This is a genomic window from Cellulomonas sp., from assembly GCF_017744555.1.
Lineage (GTDB): Bacteria > Actinomycetota > Actinomycetes > Actinomycetales > Cellulomonadaceae > Cellulomonas.
Map to the genome: position 1 here is coordinate 13,873 of NZ_JAGIBD010000011.1, position 21,388 is coordinate 35,260.

Here is a 21,388-nt window from a genome sequence, read left to right on the forward strand (position 1 = left end):
AGACGCGGTGGCCGAAGCCCATGATCTTGCGCTTGTGCGCGAGCGCGTCGTCGAGCCAGGCCGCGGCGCGGTCGGCGGACCCGATCTCCGCGAACGTCGCCATGACGGCCTCGTTGGCGCCGCCGTGCAGGGGCCCCTTCAACGCCCCGATGGCCCCCACGACGGCGGAGTGCAGGTCGGACAGCGTCGACGCGATGACCCGGGCCGTGAACGTCGAGGCGTTGAACGAGTGCTCGGCGTACAGCACCATCGACACCTCGAACGCCCGGACGACGACCGGGTCGGGCACCTCGCCGAACGTGACCCACAGGAAGTTCTCCGCGAACCCGAGGTCGTCCCGGGGCGCGATCGCGTCCTGGCCGCGGCGGCGGCGCTGGTCGAGCGCGACGATGCCGGGGAGCTGCGCGAGCAGGCGGACCGACTTGGCGAGGTTGGCCTCCGGGGAGGCGTCGCCGGCGGTCGGGTCGTGCGCGCCGATGACGCTCACGGCGGTCCGGACGACGTCCATCGGGTGGCAGGACTCCGGCAGCGCGAGGACGGCGGCGACGACCTGCTCGTCGAGCACCCGGTGCCAGCGCTCGGTCTTCTGCAGGTCGGCAAGCTGCTCCGCCGAGGGGAGCTCGCCGTGCCACAGGAGGTACGCGACCTCCTCGAACGAGCAGCGGGCGGCGAGCTGCTGCACGGGGTAGCCGCGGTAGAGCAGGGAGTTGCTCGCCGCGTCGACGGACGACACCTGCGTGGTGTCGACGACGACGCCGGCCAGCCCCTTGTGGATCTGGGCCTCGGGGGAGTCGGTCACGTGCGGTCCTCCATCGTCGTTGATGGTGAAGCGGGCAACGGGTTCAGAGCCGGAAGTTGAAGACGTCCGCGTCGAAGTGGTTGTACGCCTGGTAGTCGAGCAGGTCATAGAGCTCGGCGCGGGTCTGCATGCGGTCGAGCAGCCCGGCCTGCGTGCCCTCGGCCTTGATCTCGTCGAGCCCGGTCATCGCGGCGCCCATCGCGAGCCGCAGCAGCGTGACGGGGTAGATGACGATGTTCATGCCGATGTCGGCGAGCTGCTGCGCGGTGAGCAGCTCGCCCTTGCCGAACTCCGTCATGTTGGCGAGCAGGGGCACGTCGACGGCGGCCCGGATCGCCTCGAACTCCTCCGGCCCGGTCATGGCCTCGGGGAAGATCGCGTCGGCCCCGGCGTCGACGAGCGCCTTCGCCCGGTCGACCGCGGCGGACAGGCCGTCGACCGCGCGGATGTCGGTGCGTGCCATGACGAGGAAGTGGGGGTCGCGTCGCCCGTCGACCGCGGCGCGGATGCGCTGCAGCGCGGTCTCCTCGTCGACCACGGACTTGCCGTCGAGGTGCCCGCACCGCTTCGGGTTGACCTGGTCCTCGATGTGGCAGCCGGCGAGTCCCGCGTCCTCGAGACCCTGGACCGTGCGTGCGACGTTCATCGGCTCGCCGAAACCTGTGTCGGCGTCGACGATCGCGGGCAGGTTCGTCATGCGCGCGATCTGTCCCGCGCGCTGCGTCACCTCGGTGGCCGTCGTGAGGCCGATGTCGGGCAGGCCGAGGTCCGCGGACAGCACGGCGCCCGACACGTAGACGCCGTCGAACCCCTTGGCCTCGATGAGCCGGGCCGACAACGGGTTGAACGCACCGGGCATCCGCAGCAGCCGCCCGGACGCGAGCTCGGCGCGCAGGGTCGCTCGACGGTCGGCGGGGGTGGTGGTCGCGTACAGCATCAGAACAGTCCCTCCGGGGTGCGGACGGCGTCGAGGACGTCCCGCGGCGCGACGACCGTCAGGCCGCCGAGCTCGTCGGGCCGCAGGTCGGGAAGCCGCTGGGCGACCGCGAGGAACCGGTCGATCTCGACGTCCGGCAGGACGCCGTCGGCCAGGGTGCGGAACTTCGCGACGTACTGCTCGCGCGTGAACGGCCGGGCGCCCAGCGGGTGCGCGTCGGCCACGGCGATCTCGTCGACGACGACCTCGCCGGACGTCGTCGTGATCTCGACGCGCCCGCCGAAGGCCTTCTCGGTGGGGTCGGTCGAGTGGTAGCGCCGCGTCCACTCGGGGTCCTCGGTCGTCGTGACCTTGTGCCACAGTGCGACGGTGTCGGGCCGGGCGGCGCGGGACGGCGCGTACGAGTCGACGTGGTGCCAGCCGCCGTCCTGAAGCGCGACCGTGAAGATGTACGGGATGGAGTGGTCGAGGGTCTCCCTCGAGGCCGACGGGTCGTACTTCTGCGGGTCGTTCGCGCCCGACCCGATCACGTAGTGCGTGTGGTGCGACGTGTGGATGACGATCGACGCGACGTTCGACGGGTCCGCGAGGTCCGGTCGCTCGCGGCGCAGGCGTCGCGCGAGGTCGATGAGCGCCTGCGACTGGTACTCCGCCGAGTGCTCCTTCGTGTACGTGTCGAGGATCGCCGTCTTGGCCTCGCCCGGGCCGGGCAGCGGCACGACGTAGCGGGCCTCCGGGCCGTCGAGGAGCCAGGCGATCACACCGTCCTCGCCCTCGTAGATCGGCGTCGGCGACGTCTCGCCGCGCATCGCCCGGTCGACGGCCTCGATCGCGACCTTGCCCGCGAACGCCGGCGCGTACGCCTTCCACGTCGAGATCTCGCCCTTGCGGGACTGCCGCGTCGCGGTCGTGGTGTGCAGGGCCTGGCCGACGGCGTGGAACGTCACCTCGGTCGACAGCCCGAGCAGGGTGCCGAGGCCCGCGGCGACGGACGGCCCGAGGTGCGCCACGTGGTCGATCTTGTGCGCGTGCAGGCTGATCGCCCGGACGAGGTCGACCTGGATCTCGTACCCGGTCGCGATCGCGCGGACCAGGTCGGCGCCCGACCGGCCGGTGTGCTGCGCGACGGCGACGATCGGCGGGATGTTGTCGCCCGGGTGCGAGTAGTCGGCCGCGAGGAACGTGTCGTGGTAGTCGAGCTCGCGCACCGCGACCCCGTTGGCCCACGCGGCCCACTCGGGCGTCACGCGCGTCGCCGGGTCCACGCCCGAGACGGTCGCGCCGTGCCGCGTCGAACCGGGGGCGAGCGGGTGCGTCAGGGCCTGGGCGCGCGCGGCGACGGCGGGCCGACGGGTCAGCGAGGCGACCGTGACGGCGGCGTTGTCGATGACCCGGTTGACGATCATGTCGGTCACGTCGTCCGGCACGGCCACCGGGTCGGCGGCGACCTGCGCGATCTTCCAGGCGAGCTGGTCGGTGCGTGCCAGGCGGTCGGCGCTCGGGTGGACGCGCACGTCGTGCTGCTGGGTCATCGCTGCTGTCTGCCTCTCGTTGGCGCCGGGCCGGTGCGGGCCTGGCACGGGTCCACGCTCCTCGTCGAGCGCGACGACCACGGCCCCGAGGTTACTGTGCGGTAACGCCCGGTGCCGTGCCCGCACGGCTGTGGAAATCAGCAAACCACGCGGATGCCCGCGTGCGACGATCGCGCGGTGCTGCTCACCCTGACGTCGACCGCGCCCTCCGCCACCGACCTGGGCTTCCTGCTGCACAAGCACCCCGAGCGCGCACAGTCGTTCGACCTGTCCGTGGGCCGCGCGCACGTGTTCTACCCGGTCGCGACGCCCGACGAGTGCACCGTCGCGCTCCTGCTCGAGGTCGACCCGATCGCGCTCGTCCGCGGCAAGGGTCCGCGGGACGCCGGGTTCAGCCTCGCGCAGTACGTCAACGACCGCCCGTACGCGGCGTCGTCGATGCTTGCTGTCGCCCTCGGGCGGGTGTTCGGCAGCGCGATGGCGGGACGGTGCGAGACCAGGCCCGAGCTCGTCGACGCGGCGCTCCCGCTCACGGTCCACGCACCCGCGGTGCCGTGCCGGGGAGGCGTCGAGGTGGCCGAGCGCCTGTTCGAGCCGCTCGGGTGGCACGTGGAGACGACGCCCGTGCCGCTCGACCCGACGATCCCCGCCTGGGGCGACTCCCGGTACGTCGACCTGCGCCTGACCGGGACGATGCGCGTCGCCGAGGCCCTGAGCCACCTCTACGTGCTGCTCCCGACGCTCGACGCGGCCAAGCACTACTGGGTCGGGTCCGACGAGGTCGACAAGCTCGTCCGGGTGGGTGGCGGATGGCTCGGTGCGCACCCCGAGCGCGGCGAGATCGCCCGCCGCTACCTCGCGCACCGCGGGTCGCTCGCACGGTCGGCGCTCGCGCGGCTCGCCGAGGTGGACGACGTCGAGCCGGAGGTGCTGGACGACGCGGTGGCGCCCGAGGCCGACGACGCCGTCGCGCCGGACGCCATCGTCGCGGCGAGCGTGACCGAGGGCCCGGCCGACCGGAGCGCCGCTGCCGAGGCGCCCGCGGCCACCCGCCCGCTCGCGGCGCAGCGCCTGGACGCGGTCGTCGAGGTCCTGCGCGAGTCAGGGGCGCGCAGCGTCGTCGACCTGGGCTGCGGGGAGGGCGTCCTGCTGAGCGCCCTGCTGGCGGACCCCCGGTTCGAGCGGCTGCTCGGCGTCGACGTGTCGCACCGCGCCCTGCAGGTCGCCGCCCGGCGGCTGCACCTCGACACCCTGCCCGACCGCGCCCGGCAGCGCGTCGACCTCGCACAGTCGTCGGTGACGTACGCCGACGCGCGCGTGGCCGGGTTCGACGCGGCCGTGCTCATGGAGGTCGTCGAGCACGTCGACGCGTCGCGCCTGGGTGCGCTCGCGCGGGCCGTCCTGGGATCGGCGGCACCGGGGACGGTCGTCGTGACGACACCGAACGCCGAGCACAACGTCCGGTACGAGCGGCTCGCGGCCGGGGCCTTCCGGCACGCGGACCACCGCTTCGAGTGGACCCGGGCGCAGTTCCGGGAGTGGGTCGGCGCGGTCGCGCAGCGGTACGGGTACACGGCGCGGTTCGCGCCCGTCGGGCCCGAGGACCCCGAGGTGGGCCCGCCGACGCAGCTCGCCGTCCTCACGAAGGATGTGGCCGCATGACCAGCGAGCGAGGCGCAGATCGCACCACCTCGATCACGCTGCCGGCGCTGTCGCTCGTCGTGCTCGTCGGGGCGTCCGGGTCCGGCAAGTCCACGTTCGCGGCCCAGCACTTCGCGCCGTTCGAGACGCTGTCGAGCGACTTCTTCCGTGGGCTCGTGTCGAACGACGTCAACTCGCAGGACGCCACGAAGGCCGCGTTCGACGCGCTGCACCACGTCGCGGGCCTGCGCCTCGACGCCGGACTGCTCACGGTCGTCGACGCGACGAACGTGCAGCCCACGGCCCGCCGCGCACTCGTCGAGCTCGCCCGCGCGCACGACGTGCTTCCCGTCGCCGTCGTGCTCGACCTGCCCGAGCAGGTCTGCCTCGACCGCAACGCCGCCCGCACCGACCGGGACTTCGGCGCGCACGTGATCCGTCGCCAGCGCGACCAGCTCCGCCGCTCGCTGCGGGGGCTCAACCGCGAGGGGTTCCGGGGCGTCCACGTGCTGCGCAGCACCGCCGACGTCGAGGCGGCGGTGATCGTGCGCGAGCCGCTGCGCAGCGACCGCCGCACCGAGCGCGGCCCGTTCGACGTGGTGGGCGACGTGCACGGCTGCCGCGCGGAGCTCGAGGAGCTCCTGACCCGGCTCGGCTACGCGCTCGTCCGTGACCACCACGGCCGACCGGTCGACGCCGTCCACCCCGAGGGGCGGCGGGCGCTGTTCCTCGGCGACCTCGTGGACCGCGGCCCCGACAGCCCGGGCGTGCTGCGCCTCGTGATGGGGATGGTCGAGGCCGGGCACGCGCTCGCGGTGCCGGGCAACCACGAGAACAAGCTCGTGCGCGCGCTCGACGGTCGCCAGGTGCAGACGTCGCACGGGCTCGCGCAGACGCTGGAGCAGCTCGACGCCGAGGCGGACGAGTTCCGGGCGCGCGTGCGTGACTTCTGCGACGGGCTCGTCGCGCACCTCGTGCTCGACGACGGCCGCCTGGTCGTGGCGCACGCCGGGCTCAAGGAGGCGTTCCACAACCGGGCGTCGGGCCGCGTGCGCAGCTTCGCGCTGTACGGGGACACGTCCGGCGAGACCGACGAGTACGGGCTGCCGGTCCGCTACCCGTGGGCCGACGAGTACCGGGGCCGGGCGATGGTGCTGTACGGCCACACGCCGACTCCGGTGCCGACGTGGGTCAACAACACGATGTGCCTCGACACCGGGTGCGTGTTCGGCGGCCACCTGACGGCGCTGCGGTACCCGGAGAAGGAGCTCGTGCAGGTGCCGGCCGCGCAGGTCTGGTACGAGCCGGCGCGACCGTTCCCGGCGGCGGGGGCCGTCGACGCGGGCGCTGTCGGTGGGCACCGCGACCCCGACGTCCTCGACGTGTCCGACGTGCTGGGCAAGCGCGTCGTCGAGACCCGCCTGCACGGCCGCGTGACGATCGCCGAGGAGAGCACGGTCGGGGCGCTCGAGGTGATGAGCCGGTTCGCGGTCGACCCGCGCTGGCTGCTGTACCTGCCGCCGACCATGAGCCCGTGCGCGACGGCACCGGACGGGCCGTCGCTCGAGCGCCCCGAGCAGGCGTTCGACGCGTACCGGTCCGACGGCGTCGGCACGGTGGTGTGCGAGGAGAAGCACATGGGGTCGCGGGCCGTCGTGATCGTGTGCCGTGACGCGCAGGTCGCGGACGACCGCTTCGGGATGCCCGCCGGCGTCACCGGCGCGATCCACACGCGCACGGGCCGCCCGTTCTTCGACCCGGCGCTCACGGAGCAGCTGCTCGACGTGGTCCGGCGTGCTGCCGACACGGCGGGGACGTGGGCCGCGCTCGGGCAGGACGGCGTCGAAGCCCGGTGGTTCCTGCTCGACTGCGAGCTCATGCCGTGGTCGGCGAAGGCCGGCGACCTGCTGCGCCACCAGTACGCGGCCGTCGGGGCGGCGGCACGCTCGGCGCTCCCGGCCGCGGTCGCCGCGATCGAGCGGGCCGCCGCACGCGGGTTGGACGTGGGTGGGCTGCTGGACCGCACGCGGTCGCGCGACCGGAATGCGGCGCAGTTCGTCGACGCGTACCGCCGGTACGTGTGGCCGACGGACGGGCTCGACGGGGTGCGTCTCGCGCCGTTCCAGGTCGTCGCGTCGGACGCGGCGACGTTCCAGCACCGCGACCACCTGTGGCACCTCGGCGTGGCCGACGCGCTCGTCGAAGCCGACCGGGCGGGCGTGCTGCAGACCACGCGGCGGCTGGTCGTGGACGTCGCCGACGAGGCGTCGGTCGCGGCCGGGACGTCGTGGTGGCAGGACCTCACGGACAGCGGGGGAGAGGGCATGGTCGTCAAGCCGCTCGCCAACCTGGTGCGGGGCCGCAAGGGACTGGTGCAGCCGGGGATCAAGGTCCGTGGCCGGGAGTACCTGCGGATCATCTACGGGCCCGACTACACGGAGCCGGGGAACCTCGACCGGCTGCGGTCCCGGAGCCTCGGGCGCAAGCGCGGCCTGGCCCTGAGGGAGTACGCGCTCGGCCTGGAGGCGGTCGAGCGGGCGGTCGCCGGGGAGCCCGTCTGGCGCGTGCACGAGGCGGTGTTCGGCGTGCTGGCGCTGGAGTCGGAGCCGGTCGACCCTCGGCTCTGACCAGGGCGTCCACGGGCTGGACATCGCCGTGAGACGGTCGTCTCACATCCTGAATACCCCATCGATCTGGTCGGCATACTCTGGTTTGGTTCTCGCACCGAAGCACCGCTCCTACCCCCGAGGGAACGAGAACCATGACTGCGAAGAGCACCCACCCCCGCGCGACCGCCCGCCGTTGGGCCGCGGTCGCGTGCCTGACGGCCACTGCGTTGACCGTCGCGGGGTGCTCCTCGCAGGCCGACGCGAACGACTCCGGCGAGAGCGCCGCGCCCGCCGCCGGCGCCAAGGTCAGCATCGTCGCGTTCTCGGTGCCGAAGCCCGCGTACGACGACCTCGAGACCGCCTTCCAGAAGACCGACGAGGGCAAGGGCGTCGAGTTCTCCGCGTCGTACGGCCCGAGCGGGTCGCAGTCGAAGGCGGTCGCCGCCGGGCAGCCCGCCGACTACGTCGGCTTCTCGGTCGGCCCGGACCTCACGCGGCTCGTGCCCGACCAGGTCGCCGAGGGCTGGGACTCCGACGCGAACAAGGGCATCGTGTCGAGCTCGGTCGTCGTGCTCGTCGTCCGCAAGGGCAACCCCAAGCACATCACCGGCTGGGACGACCTGACCAAGGAGGGCGTCGAGATCGTCACGCCCGACCCGGCGACGTCGGGCTCCGCGAAGTGGAACATCCTCGCCGCCTACCAGCACGTCATCGCGAACGGCGGCACCGATGCCGAGGCGTCCGACTACCTCACCACGTTCTTCCAGCACATCGTGAGCAAGCCCGACAGCGGCGCCGACGCGACCACCACGTTCACGCAGGGCACCGGCGACGTGCTCGTCTCGTACGAGAACGAGGCGATCGCGGCCCGGCAGAAGGGCGCCGACGTCGAGTACGTCGTCCCGGACGAGAGCGTCCTCATCGAGAACCCGGGTGCCGTCACGACCGAGTCGTCCGACGCCGCCAAGAAGTTCCTCACGTTCGTGACCAGCGCGGACGGCCAGAAGATCTTCGCCTCGCACGGCTTCCGTCCGGTCGCGGACGTGGTCGAGCCCGGCACCGTCAAGGGTGCGACCGACCCCGAGGACCCGTTCCCGGCGGTCAAGAAGCTCATCACGATCGAGAGCCTCGGCGGCTGGGAGAAGGTCGACAAGGAGTACTTCGACAAGACCGACGGTCTCGTGACGAAGATCGAGGCGTCGGTCGGGTGACCACCCTCGTCGAGACGCCCGTGGGCGCGGCCGCTGCGGCGGCCGCGCCCACGGGCGCACCTGCGCCACGCACCGGAGCCCCCCTCGGGCGGGGTTCCGGCCTCACGCTCGGCATCGTCACCCTGGCGCTGAGCCTTCTCGTCCTGCTCCCGCTCGCGGCCGTCGCCGCCGAGGCGTGGAGCACCGGCTGGTCCGGGTTCTGGGCCGCCGTCACCGCGCCCGCCGCGGTCGACGCCCTCGTGCTCACGGTCACGAGCTCGTTCGTCGTGACGGCGATCAACGTCGTCATGGGCACGTTGCTCGCGTGGGTGCTCGTGCGCGACGACTTCCCGGGCAAGCGGTGGGTCGAGCTCGTCATCGACGTGCCCTTCGCGCTGCCGACGATCGTCGCGGGCCTCGTCATCCTCAGCGTGTACGGGCGCAACAGCCCCGTGGGCATCGACCTGTTCGGCACCCGCTGGGGGATCATGGTCGCGCTGCTGTTCGTCACGCTGCCGTTCGTCGCGCGCACCGTGCAGCCCACGCTCATGGCGTTCGACCGGGACACCGAGCACGCCGCCGCGACGCTCGGAGCCCGCCCGCGGACCGTGTTCCGCCGCATCGTCCTGCCCCCGCTCGTGCCGGCCATCGCCGCGGGCGCCGCGCTCGCGTTCGCGCGGGCGATGGGCGAGTACGGGTCGGTGCTGCTCATCTCGGGCGGGCTCGACAAGACGCAGGTGTCGTCGATGTACGCGTTCAGCCTGTACGAGAGCTACGACTTCCCCGGGGCCGCCGCGACCGCGACCGTGCTGCTCGTCGTGTCGCTCGTCGTGCTCGTCGGGTTCGAGATCGTCTCCCACCGGGCGGGTCGCCGTGGCTGACGTCCTCGCACCCGCGCCCCTCGGCGCCCCCGCACGGCCGCGGGCGGGCGCCGGTCGGATCGCGCTACGCACCGTCGGCCTCGCCTACGTCGCCGTGCTCGTGCTCGTGCCGCTCGGCATCATCACGTGGCGCGCCCTCAGCCCGGGCGCCGCGGCGTTCTGGGCGGCGATCAGCTCGGAGCAGGCGGTCACCGCGTTCCGGCTCACCGCGGAGGTCTCGATCACGTCGGTGCTGCTCGGCACCGCGTTCGGCGTCGCGCTCGGCATCCTGCTCACGCGCTACCACTTCGTCGGGCGCCGGCTGCTCGGGGTGCTCGCCGACCTGCCGATGGCCGTGTCGCCGATCGTCGCGGGCCTCGCGCTCGTGCTCGTCTACGGGCACAAGGGCTGGCTGGGCGCCCCGCTCGAGTCCGCCGGCATCGACATCATCTACGCGGTCCCCGGCATGATCCTGGCGACCACGTTCGTGTCGCTGCCGCTCGTCCTGCGGGAGGTCGTGCCCGTGCTCCAGGAGGTCGGCACCGACCAGGAGCAGGCCGCCCGCGTGCTCGGCGCCGGCGGGTGGCACACGTTCTGGCGCATCACGGTGCCGACCATCAAGCCCGCGCTCACGTACGGCGTGGTCCTCGCGCTCGCCCGGTGCGTCGGAGAGTTCGGGGCCGTCGCCGTGGTGTCAGGCAACGTGAGCGGCGCCGGTCAGACCCAGACGACGACGCTCGTCATCGCCGAACGCGTGCAGCAGATGGAACCGGGGGCGTACCAGCTGGCGTTCGTCCTCATCGTCACGACGGTCGCCGCGCTGCTGGTCGCCGCCTCCCTGCGTCGGAAGGACGAGCTGTCATGAGCATCCAGGCCACCGGAGTCACCAAGCGGTTCGGGTCGTTCGTCGCGCTCGACGACGTCGACCTCGACGTCCACGCGGGCGCGCTCACCGCGCTGCTCGGCCCGAGCGGCGGGGGCAAGTCGACGCTGCTGCGCGTGATCGGCGGGCTCGAGACGCCCGACGCGGGCGAGGTCAGCATCGCGGGGCGCGACATGACGCGCGTCCCGGCGCACGAGCGGAACGTCGGGTTCGTGTTCCAGCACTACGCCGCGTTCCAGCACCTGTCGGTGTTCCGCAACGTCGCGTTCGGGCTCGAGATCCGCCGTCGCCCGAAGGCCGAGGTGAAGCGCCGCGTCAACGAGCTGCTCGAGCTCGTGCACCTGGAGGAGCTCGCTCACCGCAAGCCGGCGCAGCTGTCGGGCGGTCAGCGGCAGCGGATGGCGCTGGCCCGGGCGCTCGCCGCCGAGCCGTCCGTGCTGCTGCTCGACGAGCCGTTCGGGGCGCTCGACACCAAGGTGCGCCGCGAGCTGCGCGGCTGGCTGCGGGCCCTGCACGACGAGGTCCACGTGACGACGGTCTTCGTCACGCACGACCAGGAGGAGGCCCTCGAGGTCGCCGACGAGGTCGTCGTCGTGAACGGCGGTCGCGTGGAGCAGGTCGGGTCGCCGTCGGACCTGTACGACAAGCCCGCGAACGACTTCGTCATGGAGTTCATGGGCCCGGTCACGCGGCTCGGCGGGCGGCTCGTGCGACCGCACGACCTCGACGTCTCGGCGGTGCACGTGGACGGTGCGGTGCCCGGACGGGTGGCCCGGCTGCAGCGCATCGGCTTCGAGGTGCGGGCCGACGTCACCACGGCCGACGGCGACCTGTGGGTGCAGCTCACGCGCGGGCAGGCGGACACGCTCGAGCTGACCCCCGGGTCGGACGTCTGGGTGCGCGCGCTGGCCTGACGTCGCGTCGGCCCGCGCGCTCACACCGGTGCGTGCCGCACGAAGTCCCAGCCCGCGGTCACGGGTGTCCCGGTGCTGCCGTCGCTCTTCTGCGGCAGGTACGAGAACGTCAGCGTCCGGAACGTGAGGGAGAACGCGTCGACCGGCTCACCGGCGCCGACGTCGTCGCACAGGCCGTACGACGTGACCGTGACGTCCTGCAGGTCCCAGCGCACCACCACCGCCGGCCGCGAGCCCGCGTGGGCGAGCTCGATCGTGCCGGTCGGGACGTGGGTGCCGCGCGCGCACGCGAGGAACAGCAGCGGTGAGGCGACACCCAGCGAGGCCGTGAGCCGGACGGGGTGCGCGTCGACCTTCCCCGTGGCGCCGCCTGCGCCCGGGTGGCCGGTGCCGCTCGCGCTCTCCGACCACTCGACGCTGCGGACGTCGATCCAGTCGCGGTGGCTGCGGTCCACCGAGCCGCCCGGGACGGAGTCGAGCCTGAGGAACGCGTTCGCCATGGTCGGCCTTCGCAGAGAGCAGGGGCGATGCCCGGAGTCTGGCACTCCCGGCGGGCGGCCACCAGGGGTCGGGCACTGCTCGGGCGCGGACCTCCCGCGCGCCGGTCGGCGCAGTCGTCGGTAGCGTCGACCCGGACCGCAGCCGCCCGCGCCGGGCGGCTCGACGCGACCGAGGGGGACGCCGGGTGGACGTCGCAGCGCTGCTGGCCGAGGAGTTCGGACGCATCGGGCCGGTCCTGCACCGGGCGGTCCGCGGGCTGGACAGTCGCGGCCTGACGTTCCGCCCGGACGCCGACGCGAACACGCTCGCGTGGCTCGTGTGGCACGCGGGCCGGGTGCAGGACGCGCAGGTCGCCGACGTCGCCGGCATCGGGCAGGTGTGGGTCGTGCAGGGCTGGGCGCAGCGGCTCGGGCTGCCGTTCGCGGCGTCCGCGACGGGATACGGACAGTCGTCCGACGACGTCGCGCTCGTCGACGCGCCTGCCGAGCTGCTGCTCGGCTACTACGACGCCGTCGCCGAGCAGACGCTCGACTTCCTCGGCCGGCTGCACCCGACGGACCTCGACGAGGTCGTCGACGAGTCGTGGGACCCGCCCGTCACGCTCGGCGTCCGGCTCGTGAGCATCCTCGCCGACGACCTGCAGCACGCCGGCCAGGCCTCGTACGTCCGCGGACTGCTCGACCGTTCGGGTCGCTGACCGGGCGCTCGACCCCGCCCGCGGGCTGGGACGGCGCGGAATGCGACGGGCTTCCGGCGAATTGAGGCGACAGAGCGGGCGCGATCGTGTCGAAATGGCGGTTCGCGCTTCGACCTGAGGGTGAGACCTGCTCCCCGGCCACCGACCCGTGAGGACATCCCCGTGACCGACATGACCGCCACCCTCCCGTCCGCCCCGACGGGGACGCCCGACACCTCCGGGCGCGACCGCCTCGCCGTCCGCCTGCTGCTCATCTCGACGTTCGTCGTCATCCTCAACGAGACCGTGATGGGCGTGGCGCTGCCGCACCTCATGACGGACCTCGCGATCCCCGCGAGCACCGCCCAGTGGGTGACCACGGCGTTCATGCTCACGATGGCCGTCGTCATCCCCGTGACGGGCTTCCTCATCCAGCGGCTGACGACCCGGGCCACGTTCCTCACCGCGATGGGCCTGTTCAGCGCCGGCACGCTGATCTGCGCGCTGGCGCCGGGGTTCGCGGTGCTGATCGCGGGCCGTGTCGTGCAGGCGAGCGGCACCGCGATCATGCTGCCGCTGCTCATGACGACGGTCATGACGGTGACGCCGCCGGCCAGCCGGGGCCGGACGATGGGCAACATCTCGATCGTCATCTCGGTCGCGCCCGCCCTCGGCCCGACGATCTCGGGGCTCGTGCTCAGCGCGCTGCCGTGGCGGTGGCTGTTCGTGCTCGTCCTGCCGGTGGCCCTCGGCGCCCTGGCGCTCGGTGCGGTGCGCATGCCGAACCTCACCGACCCGCGCACCGCCCGGGTCGACGTCCCGTCCGTGGTGCTGTCGGCGTTCGCGTTCGGCGGGCTCGTCTACGGCCTGAGCGGGCTCGGCGCGGCCGCGACCACGGGGGTCGCGACATCCACGTGGATCTCGCTCGGGGTCGGCGTCGTGGGGCTCGTCGTGTTCGTGCTCCGTCAGCTGCGGCTGCAGCGGGTCGACGACGCGCTGCTCGACCTGCGCACGTTCTCGACGCCCGCGTTCGCGATCTCCGTCGGCGTCATGGCCATCTCGATGATGTCCCTGTTCGGCACGCTGATCCTCGTGCCGTTGTTCGCGCAGGTGGTGCTGGGCCTCGACGCGCTGCAGACCGGCCTGCTGCTGCTGCCGGGCGGGCTGCTCATGGGCCTGCTGGCCCCGAGCGTCGGCCGCGCGTACGACCGGTTCGGGCCGCGCGTGCTGCTCGTGCCCGGTGCCGTCGTGGTCAGCGCCGGGGCGTGGGCCTTCACGCTGCTCACGGAGACGAGCTCGCCGTGGCTGCTGCTCGTGGCGCACGTGGTGCTGAGCGCGGGCCTCGCGCTCATGTTCACGCCGCTGTTCACGTCGGCCCTCGGCTCGCTGCCGGGGAACCTGTACTCGCACGGCAGCGCCGTGGTCGGGACGGTCCAGCAGGTCGCGGGTGCGGCCGGCACGGCGCTGTTCGTCACGGTGCTCACCGCGCAGGCCGCGACGCTGGCACGCGGCGGTTCGAGCGCCGTCGAGGCGACAGCCGGGGGAGCGCACGTCGCGTTCCTGGTGGGGGCGGGGATCTCGCTGCTCGCGATCCCGGCGGCGTTCCTCGTCCGCGGCGGGGGCCAGGGTGGGCACGGCGGGCCGGACGAGCACGGTGCACCGGTCCAGGACGAGGTCGTCGCCGAGCCCGTCTGAGCGGCGCGCCACGTCCGGACGGCTTCGAGGGGCCCGACCACCGCATGCCGCGGTCGTCGGGCCCTTCGGCGTTCCTCTTGACGACCTCGCCCGGCCGTCCTACGGTGAAGCAGTTCCTTAATTAAGGAGTTGCTTACATGGCCGCCAAGGACCCGCTCAGCACCGTCTTCGCGGCCCTGGCCGACCCCACGAGGCGCGCGATCCTCACGCACCTCGCTCAGGGGCCCACCACCGTGGGCCAGATCGCGGAGCCGTTCGCGATGAGCCGCCCGGCCGTCTCCCAGCACCTGCGCGTGCTGGAGGACGCGGGCCTCGTCGAACGGACCGTCACGGCGCAGTGGCGCACGTGCACCCTGCGCACCGAGCCCCTCGACGAGATCGCGTCGTGGGTCGACCGGCACCGCCGGTACTGGGACGAGCGCTTCGACCTGCTGGAGGACCGCCTCCGCGCGGCGCGCGACGTCCCGGGCTCACGGCCGCAGGAGGAGACGACAGATGAGTGAGCAGACGATGGAGAAGACGTTCACGATCACGCGCGTGCTCGACGCGCCCCGGTCCGCCGTCTGGAAGGCGTGGACCGACCCCGACGAGATGGCCCACTGGTACCACCCGCGCGGGCTCACCACGCCGCGCGACTCCGTCGCGGTCGACCTGCGGGTCGGCGGTGCGTACCGCTACACGATGGTCGCGCCCGACGACACGACCTACCCGACCGGCGGGGTGTACCGCGAGGTCGTGGAGCCCGAGCGGCTCGTGTTCACGTGGGGCGACCCGGGCGGCCAGGACGCGGCCGTCGCGACCGTGACGCTCGACGACCTCGGGGAGCGGACGCGCATGACGTTCCGCCTGGACGGCGTCGACGGCGCGCCCGGCGACGGCAGCTACTGCGACGGGTGGGTCTCGGCCCTCGAGGTCCTCGCCGAGCACGTCGCCTGACGGACCGGCAGCGAGACGACGGCTCGGGGCGAGGACGGCAGCACGGGCTGCCTGTCCTCGCCCCGAGATCCGCGTCCCGCCTGTGGCTGGCGCGCGTCGGACGGAGGGCCTCGTCAGACGGAGGGCCTCGTCAGAACGCCGGGTTCGCGTGGTGCACGAGCTCGAGCGCCATCTGCGGGAACCACGCCCCCGCCGCCGGGTCGGCATATCCGCGGACCGGGTCGATGCCGCCCGCCGGGTCCCACCGCGTGCACTGGCCGTCGGACTCACCCGGGATCTTGACCCACAGGTACGCGTCGAGCATCGGCACACCGGTGCTCGTCGTCGGGCGCAGCCCCAGGCCGCGGTCCGGCGGGTTGCACCAGTCCTGTGCGTCGCCGGCCGGGTGGTCGGCGGGCGGCACCCACGGGCCCTGGCCGTTGCGGCTCGTGTCGATCACGAAGCCGGCGAGCGCGTCGGGACCGCTCGGCGGGTTGGCCGCGTTCGTCACGTTGTCCGTGTACCACTGGTCGGTCAGGCCCCACGTGCTGAAGTCGTTCGGGTCGGCGGGGTAGTACTGGCTCGCGCAGTAGTCGAAGTGGCCGAGCCGCCAGCCGCCCTCGGCGTCGTTCGTGCCGTACCACAGGCACTGCGACACCCAGCTGCCGTACTTCTGGAGCTTCTCGGTGGCCTGGTAGTTCGACACGTTGAGGAAGAACCCGGCGGTCTTCTCGACACCGGCCTTGTGCAGCCGGTCGGCGGCGTCGCCGGACCCGAGCCAGCCGGAGTGCGTGCCGTCGAGGTACACCGACACGTTCGGCAGGGCCGCGAGCCGGTCGACCGCGCCGTTGAGCTGCGCGAACCGGTCCGCCGCGGCGGTCGCGGGGTCGGCGTCGGCGGGCTGGCACCACTCCTGCGCGCCGGTGATCGACGTGTACCAGGGGATGATGCCGAGGCCGTCGGGCTCGAGGAGCACGATCGCCTTGCCGTCGCCGATGCCCTTGGCGAACCCGTCGATCCACGCCAGGTACGACGCGGTGTCCGCGGCGCCGCCCGCCGAGTACTGCGCGCAGTCGCGGAACGGCAGGTCGTAGGCCACGAGCACGGGGATCGAGCGGGTGACCTTGGCCTGCTTCATCGTCTTGTCCACGGCCTTGCGGACGTCCTTCGGCGTGCCGGACGTGAACCAGACGGCCTGCGGGGTCGCGACCATCTTGGTGAGCAGCGCGGCGTCGGACCACTGGTGCTGCTTCGCGAGCTGCTTGATCTGCGCGACGGCCCCGTCGTTGGGCGGGGGGGTGAACAGGCGCGTCACCGGGGGCTTGGGGTGGTGCGGTGGTCCGCCGTGGGCAGCGGCGGGCAGGGCCGCGGCGAGTGGGAGCGCTACCACGGCGGCGGACGCGAGCAGGGTCGTGCACAGGCGGGACAGGGATCTGGCCACGGGGTTCTCCTACGTCGTTGTCGGACGAACGGTGCCGTGCAGGTGTGGCGGACAGGTGCCCGGCACCAGCCGAGCATGACGATCCGGACGAATCGCCGCAAGGGGTCAGCGGCCGGTGGTCCCCGACATCGCCCGGTCGAGGGAGGTCATGGCCTCCTCGAGCGTCGCGGGCACGTCGGCGACGTCCGCGTCGACACCCGCGTCGTCGAGCACGCGGCGCACCTGCGACGCGGGCACGTCGGCCACCCGCACGTGCCGTCCCGCGAGCGTCACGGGCAGCCCCCCAGCGTCGAGCGTGACGAACGCGTCCTGCCACCGCGCGGTCCGCACCGCGACGGCGGTCGTGCCGCCGATGATGTCCCGCTCGCTGCCCGTCGCGACGCAGCGGCCGTGCGACATGAGCACGAGGCGGTCGCACTGCTGCGCCTCCTGCATGTAGTGCGTGGTGACGAGCACGCCGACGTCGCGCTCGGCCTGGTCGTGGATCGTGTCCCACAGCCGGGCGCGCGCGAGCGGGTCGACTCCGGACGTCGGCTCGTCCAGCACCAGCAGCTCGGGGGAGTGGGACAGCGCGGTGACGAACGCGAGCTGGCGCTGCCGGCCCAGGCCGACCGTGCCGACGAGGTCGCCGCGCACGGGCGCCAGCGTCGCGGGGAGCGTCCTCGTCGTCGAGCCGAACGCGTGGTCGACGAACGCGACGTTCTCGTCGACCGTGAGGTCGTCGTACAGCCCGAGCCCCTGCGGCACGTAGCCGAGCCGCTGCCGGGTCTGCCGCGACGGGCGCTCGCCGAACAGCCGCAGCACCCCGGACGTCGGCGGCACGAGGCCGAGCAGCATCCGGATGACGGTCGTCTTGCCCGCGCCGTTCGCGCCGAGGAGCCCGACGATCTCGCCGGGTGCGACGGCGAGCGACACGTCGTCGACGGCGGTGAAGTCCCCGAACCGGCGGGTCACCCGCTCGACGGAGACCAACGGGTCAGCCACCGGCCGCCTCCTTCGCGAGGGACGCGGAGATCACGGCGTCCTCCAGGTCGACCGTGAGCCGGGTGCCGAGGTCGCTCGCCGCGTCGGGCGACCACTCGCGGTACTCGCGCCCGCGCCGCCACGCGCGCTCCCGCACCGTCGGGCGGTCGGTCCGGAAGACGGCGCCGGGTGCCTGCGCGACGACGTCGGCAGGAGCGCCGGACAGCAGCACCCGGCCCGCGTCGAGCACCAGCACGGACGACGCCCGCTCGGCCTCGTCCAGGTACGTCGTCGCCATCGCGACGGCCGCTCCCTGGGCCGCGGCCTGCGAGATCATCCGCCACAGGTCGACCCGGCTCACGGGGTCCACGCCGGTGCTGGGCTCGTCGAGGACCAGCAGCCGGGGCCGGTGCAGCATGGCCAGGCAGAACGCGAGCTTCTGCCGCATGCCGCCCGACAGGTGGCCCGCGAGCCGGTCGCCGACGCCGTCGAGGCCGGCCTGGGCGAGCAGCGCGTCCCGGCGGTCCCGCAGCTCGGCGCCTCGGACGCCGTACGCGGCGGCGACGAACGACACGTTCTCGTCGACGGTGAGCTCGCGCCAGACGCCCGACGTGGTGGGCATGAACCCGATCTCGGGCAGCGCGGGCGCAGCGACCGTCCCGGACGCGGGGCGCAGCGCACCGGCGAGCGTGCGCAGCGCCGTCGTCTTGCCTGCGCCGTCTCCACCCACGAGCGCGACGACCGCACCGGGCGGCGTCAGGAGCGTGACGTCGTCGAGCGCGGTCGCGCGGCCGTACCGGACGGTGACGCCGCGCAGCCCCCAGGCCGGACCGGTCATGCGCGCACCTCCGCCTCGGCCGGCATCTCCCGACCGGCCGCGGGCGCGAGGTCGCGTCGGAACCGCAGGACGGCGGCGGTGAACACGACGAGCGCCATGCCGGTCAGCACCGTGAACGGCAGCCACAGCGCGGCCAGGTCGGATCCCCGCAGCATGACGCCCTGGGAGATCTTCACGAAGTACGTCAGCGGTAGGCAGTACCCGATCCAGCGGATCGCCGGAGCCATGGCCTGCAGCGGGAAGATGAACCCGGACAGCAGGATCTGCGGCATCAGGATGAGGATCGCCGTCTGGATGGCCTGCCCCTGGGTCTGCGACACGGTCGAGATGAGCACGCCGATGCCGAGCACGACGAACAGGAAGATCGCGCCGCCGAGCGCGAACAGCCACGGGCTGCCGTTGAACGGGATGCCGAAGATCCAGACGCCCAGCAGCGTCACGAGCAGCATGTCGACCGACGCGAGGATGAAGTAGGGCGCGATCTTGCCGATGATCACGTCGGAGGGGCGCAACGGCATGACGGCGAGCTGCTCGAGCGTGCCGGCCTGCCGCTCCCGGACCAGCCCGATGCTCGTGATGATCGTGCCGATGAACGTGAGGATGAGCCCGACGAGGGCGGGGACCATGACCCAGGACGTCTCGAGGTCGGGGTTGTAGAGGATCTCGACGCTCACCTGGTCGCCGGCCCGGCCGAGCGCGGCGTCGGCGGTCTGCGCGACGAACAGGCTCGACCCGTCGACGAACGCGGTCGGCGGGGTGGTCGAGGTGTCGATCACGACGTCGGCCACGTCGTCCTGGACGAGGTCCTGCGCGTCCTGCGTGGTGGCGTCGGGGTCGGTGCCCGTGACGTCGAACAGCTCGGGGAGCGCCGCCGCGACGGTGTCGGACTGGGGCCCGACGACGCGCGTGGTGATGGTGTCGATCGTGAAGTTCGCCGCGTACCCGAAGATCACGAGCAGCACCACGGGCAGGACCACGAGCATCGCCAGCGTCCGCCGGTCACGCCGCAGCTCGCGGAACTCCTTGAGGATCATCGCTCGCATGCCAGGCCCCCTGTCGTACGATCGACGGGATATATCCACACACGTGGAAATCTACGGAGGCGAGGTGCCATGGTCAAGAGCGAGGCCCCGCGTCGGGGGCGGCGTCGAGGCCCCAGCACCACGCGCGACGCGATCCTCGCCGCCGCCCGTCGCCAGTTCGCCGAGCTCGGCTACGACCGGGCGACCGTGCGGGGCATCGCCGCCGAGGCGGGCTGCGACCCGAAGCTCGTCGGCCACTGGTTCGGGTCCAAGCAGGAGCTGTTCCTCCAGGTCGTGGAGCTGCCGATCCGACCCGCGGCCGCGTTCGCCGACCTGCGCAGCGCCGGCGACCCCGCGACGCTGGCCGACCGCCTCGCCGTGTTCGTCGTGAGCCAGATGGAGAGCGAGGCCGTCCGCTCGCGCCTGGTGCCCCTCATCCGGGCGGCCGCCACGGAGCCCGCCGCCGCCCCGCTGCTGCGCGACCTGCTCGTGCGCGAGATCCTCGGTCCCGTCGCGGCGCAGCTCGGCGGCGACACGCCTGAGCTGCGCGCGTCGCTGCTCGCCAGCCAGATGGTCGGGCTCGTCATGGCGCGGTACGTCATCGCCGTCGAGCCGCTCGCGTCCGCGCCGCCCGAGACCGTCGCCGCCGCGATCGCGTCCGTGCTGCGGCACTACCTCGACGACCGCCTCGGCTGACCCGCCCCGGCCGGCGGCGCGACGCGCGCGCCGCGCGACCCCGTGGCAGCGTGGCGGCATGGGGACGACCCGCCGCCGCATCGTGGTGCGCGGCATGGTCCAGGGTGTCGGCTACCGCTGGTCGATGGCCCGTGAGGCCGGCCGGCGCGGCGCTCGCGGCTGGGTGCGGAACCGGGAGGACGGTGCGGTCGAGGCCGTCGTCGAGGGTGACGAAGAGACCGTGGACGCGCTCGTCGCCTGGGCTCGCCGCGGGCCGGCCGGCGCGGCCGTGAGCGACGTCGCCGTGGACGAGGCGCCACCCGGGCCGCTCGGACCGTTCGAGATCCGAGCGTGAGGCTTGACTTCGAGCGCGCTCGAAGAGGCACCCTGCCGCTGAACCCCTCCCGGAAGGAACGCCACCATGCGCGTCGGCATCCACCTCATGCGCTTCGACTCCGTCGAGCCTGCCCGGCTGAGGCAGGAGCTCGCCGACACGGCGGGCGCCGCCGAGGCCGCGGGCGTCTCGTGGATCTCGGTGATGGACCACTTCTTCCAGATGGAGCCCGCGGGCTTCCCCGCCGAGGACCCGATGCTCGAGGCGTACACGACGCTCGGGTACCTCGCGGGCCTCACGTCGACGGCGCAGCTCGGCGTGCTCGTCACGGGCGTCACCTACCGGTACCCGGGCCTGCTCGCGAAGACGGTCGCGACGCTCGACGTGCTCTCGGGCGGCCGCGCGACGCTCGGCATCGGCGCCGCCTGGTACGACCGCGAGCACCGCGCGCTCGGCGTCCCGTTCCCGCCGCTCGCCGAACGGTTCGAGCGGCTCGAGGAGGCGCTCCAGATCGCCGGGCAGATGTGGGACCCCGCGAACCAGGGCCCGTACGAGGGCAAGCACTACCAGCTCGCCGAGACGCTGTGCCGTCCGCTCCCGCTCAAGCGGCCCGAGATCCTGGTCGGCGGCGGTGGCGAGCGCAAGACGCTGCGGCTCGTCGCGCAGTACGCCGACGCGTGCAACCTGTTCGCGACCTCGCCCGACGAGGTGTCGCACAAGCTCGACGTGCTCCGGGCGCACTGCGCCGACGTGGGCCGCGACCTCGCCGACGTGCGCGTGACGATCCTGCACGGCAGCGAGGCGCTCATCGCCGGTGACGTGGACGCGTTCGTCGACCAGCTTCGGCCCTACGCGGCGCTCGGGGTCGAGAGCGTCATCCTGCGCCCGCCGGCCACGAGCCTGGCGGCGTGGGTGCGTGACGCGGTCACCGCGGAGGCCGTGGAGCGCGTCGCAGGGCTCTGA

At 73.2% G+C, this 21,388-nt stretch carries 20 protein-coding genes and 1 pseudogene; 13 read left to right on the plus strand and 8 right to left on the minus strand.

The annotated features are described in order from the left end of the window. From J7523_RS09055 to J7523_RS09065, 3 genes and pseudogenes are all read right to left on the minus strand, one after another. A pseudogene (locus tag J7523_RS09055) lies at positions 1–799 on the minus strand (citrate/2-methylcitrate synthase); the annotation flags it as partial. 43 nt (positions 800–842) lie between these two features. After that, positions 843–1,736 (minus strand): methylisocitrate lyase, encoded by an 894-nt coding sequence (gene prpB, locus J7523_RS09060; protein WP_291885195.1) that lies wholly within the window; start codon positions 1,734–1,736, stop codon positions 843–845. Beyond that, complete coding sequence (locus J7523_RS09065; RefSeq protein WP_291885198.1) at positions 1,736–3,268, minus strand: MmgE/PrpD family protein; 1,533 nt, start codon at positions 3,266–3,268, stop codon at positions 1,736–1,738. Before J7523_RS09065 ends, prpB begins: the two co-directional genes overlap by 1 nt. 177 nt (positions 3,269–3,445) lie before the next feature. Here J7523_RS09065 and J7523_RS09070 point away from each other — a divergent pair, with 177 nt between their 5' ends. From J7523_RS09070 to cysA, 6 genes are all read left to right on the plus strand, one after another. After that, the gene (locus tag J7523_RS09070; protein WP_291885201.1) at positions 3,446–4,930 is read left to right on the plus strand and encodes a 3' terminal RNA ribose 2'-O-methyltransferase Hen1; all 1,485 of its coding nucleotides are present in this window, start codon (positions 3,446–3,448) and stop codon (positions 4,928–4,930) included. Continuing rightward, positions 4,927–7,536, plus strand: a complete 2,610-nt coding sequence (locus J7523_RS09075) for a polynucleotide kinase-phosphatase (protein WP_291885204.1) — start codon at positions 4,927–4,929, stop codon at positions 7,534–7,536. Before J7523_RS09070 ends, J7523_RS09075 begins: the two co-directional genes overlap by 4 nt. Before the next feature lie 134 nt (positions 7,537–7,670). Beyond that, complete coding sequence (locus J7523_RS09080) at positions 7,671–8,729, plus strand: extracellular solute-binding protein (protein WP_291885206.1); 1,059 nt, start codon at positions 7,671–7,673, stop codon at positions 8,727–8,729. Next, positions 8,726–9,589, plus strand: coding sequence for a sulfate ABC transporter permease subunit CysT (cysT, locus tag J7523_RS09085; protein WP_291885209.1), 864 nt, complete (start codon positions 8,726–8,728; stop codon positions 9,587–9,589). The genes J7523_RS09080 and cysT overlap by 4 nt, the downstream gene beginning before the upstream one ends. After that, entirely contained in the window at positions 9,582–10,433 is an 852-nt protein-coding gene (locus J7523_RS09090; RefSeq protein ID WP_291885212.1) for a sulfate ABC transporter permease subunit, read from the plus strand. The genes cysT and J7523_RS09090 overlap by 8 nt, the downstream gene beginning before the upstream one ends. Then, positions 10,430–11,365 carry a sulfate ABC transporter ATP-binding protein gene (gene cysA, locus J7523_RS09095; RefSeq protein WP_291885215.1) on the plus strand — a complete coding sequence of 312 codons (936 nt, stop codon included), beginning with the start codon at positions 10,430–10,432 and terminating at the stop codon, positions 11,363–11,365. Before J7523_RS09090 ends, cysA begins: the two co-directional genes overlap by 4 nt. A gap of 20 nt (positions 11,366–11,385) precedes the next feature. Here the strand turns inward: cysA and J7523_RS09100 are convergent, their stop codons facing one another. Next, complete coding sequence (locus J7523_RS09100; protein WP_291885217.1) at positions 11,386–11,865, minus strand: type VI secretion system tube protein Hcp; 480 nt, start codon at positions 11,863–11,865, stop codon at positions 11,386–11,388. 185 nt (positions 11,866–12,050) lie between these two features. On the opposite strand from J7523_RS09100, the gene J7523_RS09105 reads away from it, so the two are divergent. From J7523_RS09105 to J7523_RS09120, 4 genes are all read left to right on the plus strand, one after another. Continuing rightward, positions 12,051–12,563, plus strand: a complete 513-nt coding sequence (locus J7523_RS09105) for a DUF664 domain-containing protein (RefSeq protein WP_291885219.1) — start codon at positions 12,051–12,053, stop codon at positions 12,561–12,563. A gap of 171 nt (positions 12,564–12,734) precedes the next feature. Further along, entirely contained in the window at positions 12,735–14,237 is a 1,503-nt protein-coding gene (locus J7523_RS09110; protein ID WP_291885451.1) for an MDR family MFS transporter, read from the plus strand. 137 nt (positions 14,238–14,374) lie between these two features. Continuing rightward, entirely contained in the window at positions 14,375–14,740 is a 366-nt protein-coding gene (locus tag J7523_RS09115; RefSeq protein WP_291885222.1) for a metalloregulator ArsR/SmtB family transcription factor, read from the plus strand. After that, the gene (locus J7523_RS09120) at positions 14,733–15,173 is read left to right on the plus strand and encodes an SRPBCC domain-containing protein (protein WP_291885225.1); all 441 of its coding nucleotides are present in this window, start codon (positions 14,733–14,735) and stop codon (positions 15,171–15,173) included. The genes J7523_RS09115 and J7523_RS09120 overlap by 8 nt, the downstream gene beginning before the upstream one ends. Before the next feature lie 130 nt (positions 15,174–15,303). On the opposite strand, the gene J7523_RS09125 is transcribed toward J7523_RS09120, so the two are convergent. The 4 genes from J7523_RS09125 to J7523_RS09140 form a co-directional block, all read right to left on the minus strand. After that, complete coding sequence (locus J7523_RS09125; RefSeq protein ID WP_291885227.1) at positions 15,304–16,593, minus strand: glycoside hydrolase family 6 protein; 1,290 nt, start codon at positions 16,591–16,593, stop codon at positions 15,304–15,306. Positions 16,594–16,698: 105 nt separating this feature from the next. Next, on the minus strand, positions 16,699–17,577 hold the full coding sequence (locus J7523_RS09130) for an ABC transporter ATP-binding protein (RefSeq protein WP_291885228.1): 879 nt from the start codon (positions 17,575–17,577) through the stop codon (positions 16,699–16,701). Further along, positions 17,570–18,394: an ABC transporter ATP-binding protein gene (locus tag J7523_RS09135; protein ID WP_291885231.1), complete on the minus strand. Its 825-nt coding sequence runs from the start codon at positions 18,392–18,394 to the stop codon at positions 17,570–17,572. The genes J7523_RS09130 and J7523_RS09135 overlap by 8 nt, the downstream gene beginning before the upstream one ends. Continuing rightward, complete coding sequence (locus tag J7523_RS09140) at positions 18,391–19,437, minus strand: ABC transporter permease (protein ID WP_291885233.1); 1,047 nt, start codon at positions 19,435–19,437, stop codon at positions 18,391–18,393. Before J7523_RS09140 ends, J7523_RS09135 begins: the two co-directional genes overlap by 4 nt. A 69-nt stretch (positions 19,438–19,506) precedes the next feature. Between J7523_RS09140 and J7523_RS09145 the strand changes: the two genes are divergently transcribed. From J7523_RS09145 to J7523_RS09155, 3 genes are all read left to right on the plus strand, one after another. Next, positions 19,507–20,112: a TetR family transcriptional regulator gene (locus J7523_RS09145; RefSeq protein ID WP_291885236.1), complete on the plus strand. Its 606-nt coding sequence runs from the start codon at positions 19,507–19,509 to the stop codon at positions 20,110–20,112. A gap of 58 nt (positions 20,113–20,170) precedes the next feature. Next, the gene (locus J7523_RS09150) at positions 20,171–20,446 is read left to right on the plus strand and encodes an acylphosphatase (protein ID WP_291885239.1); all 276 of its coding nucleotides are present in this window, start codon (positions 20,171–20,173) and stop codon (positions 20,444–20,446) included. 66 nt (positions 20,447–20,512) lie between these two features. Continuing rightward, entirely contained in the window at positions 20,513–21,388 is an 876-nt protein-coding gene (locus J7523_RS09155) for an LLM class F420-dependent oxidoreductase (RefSeq protein ID WP_291885242.1), read from the plus strand.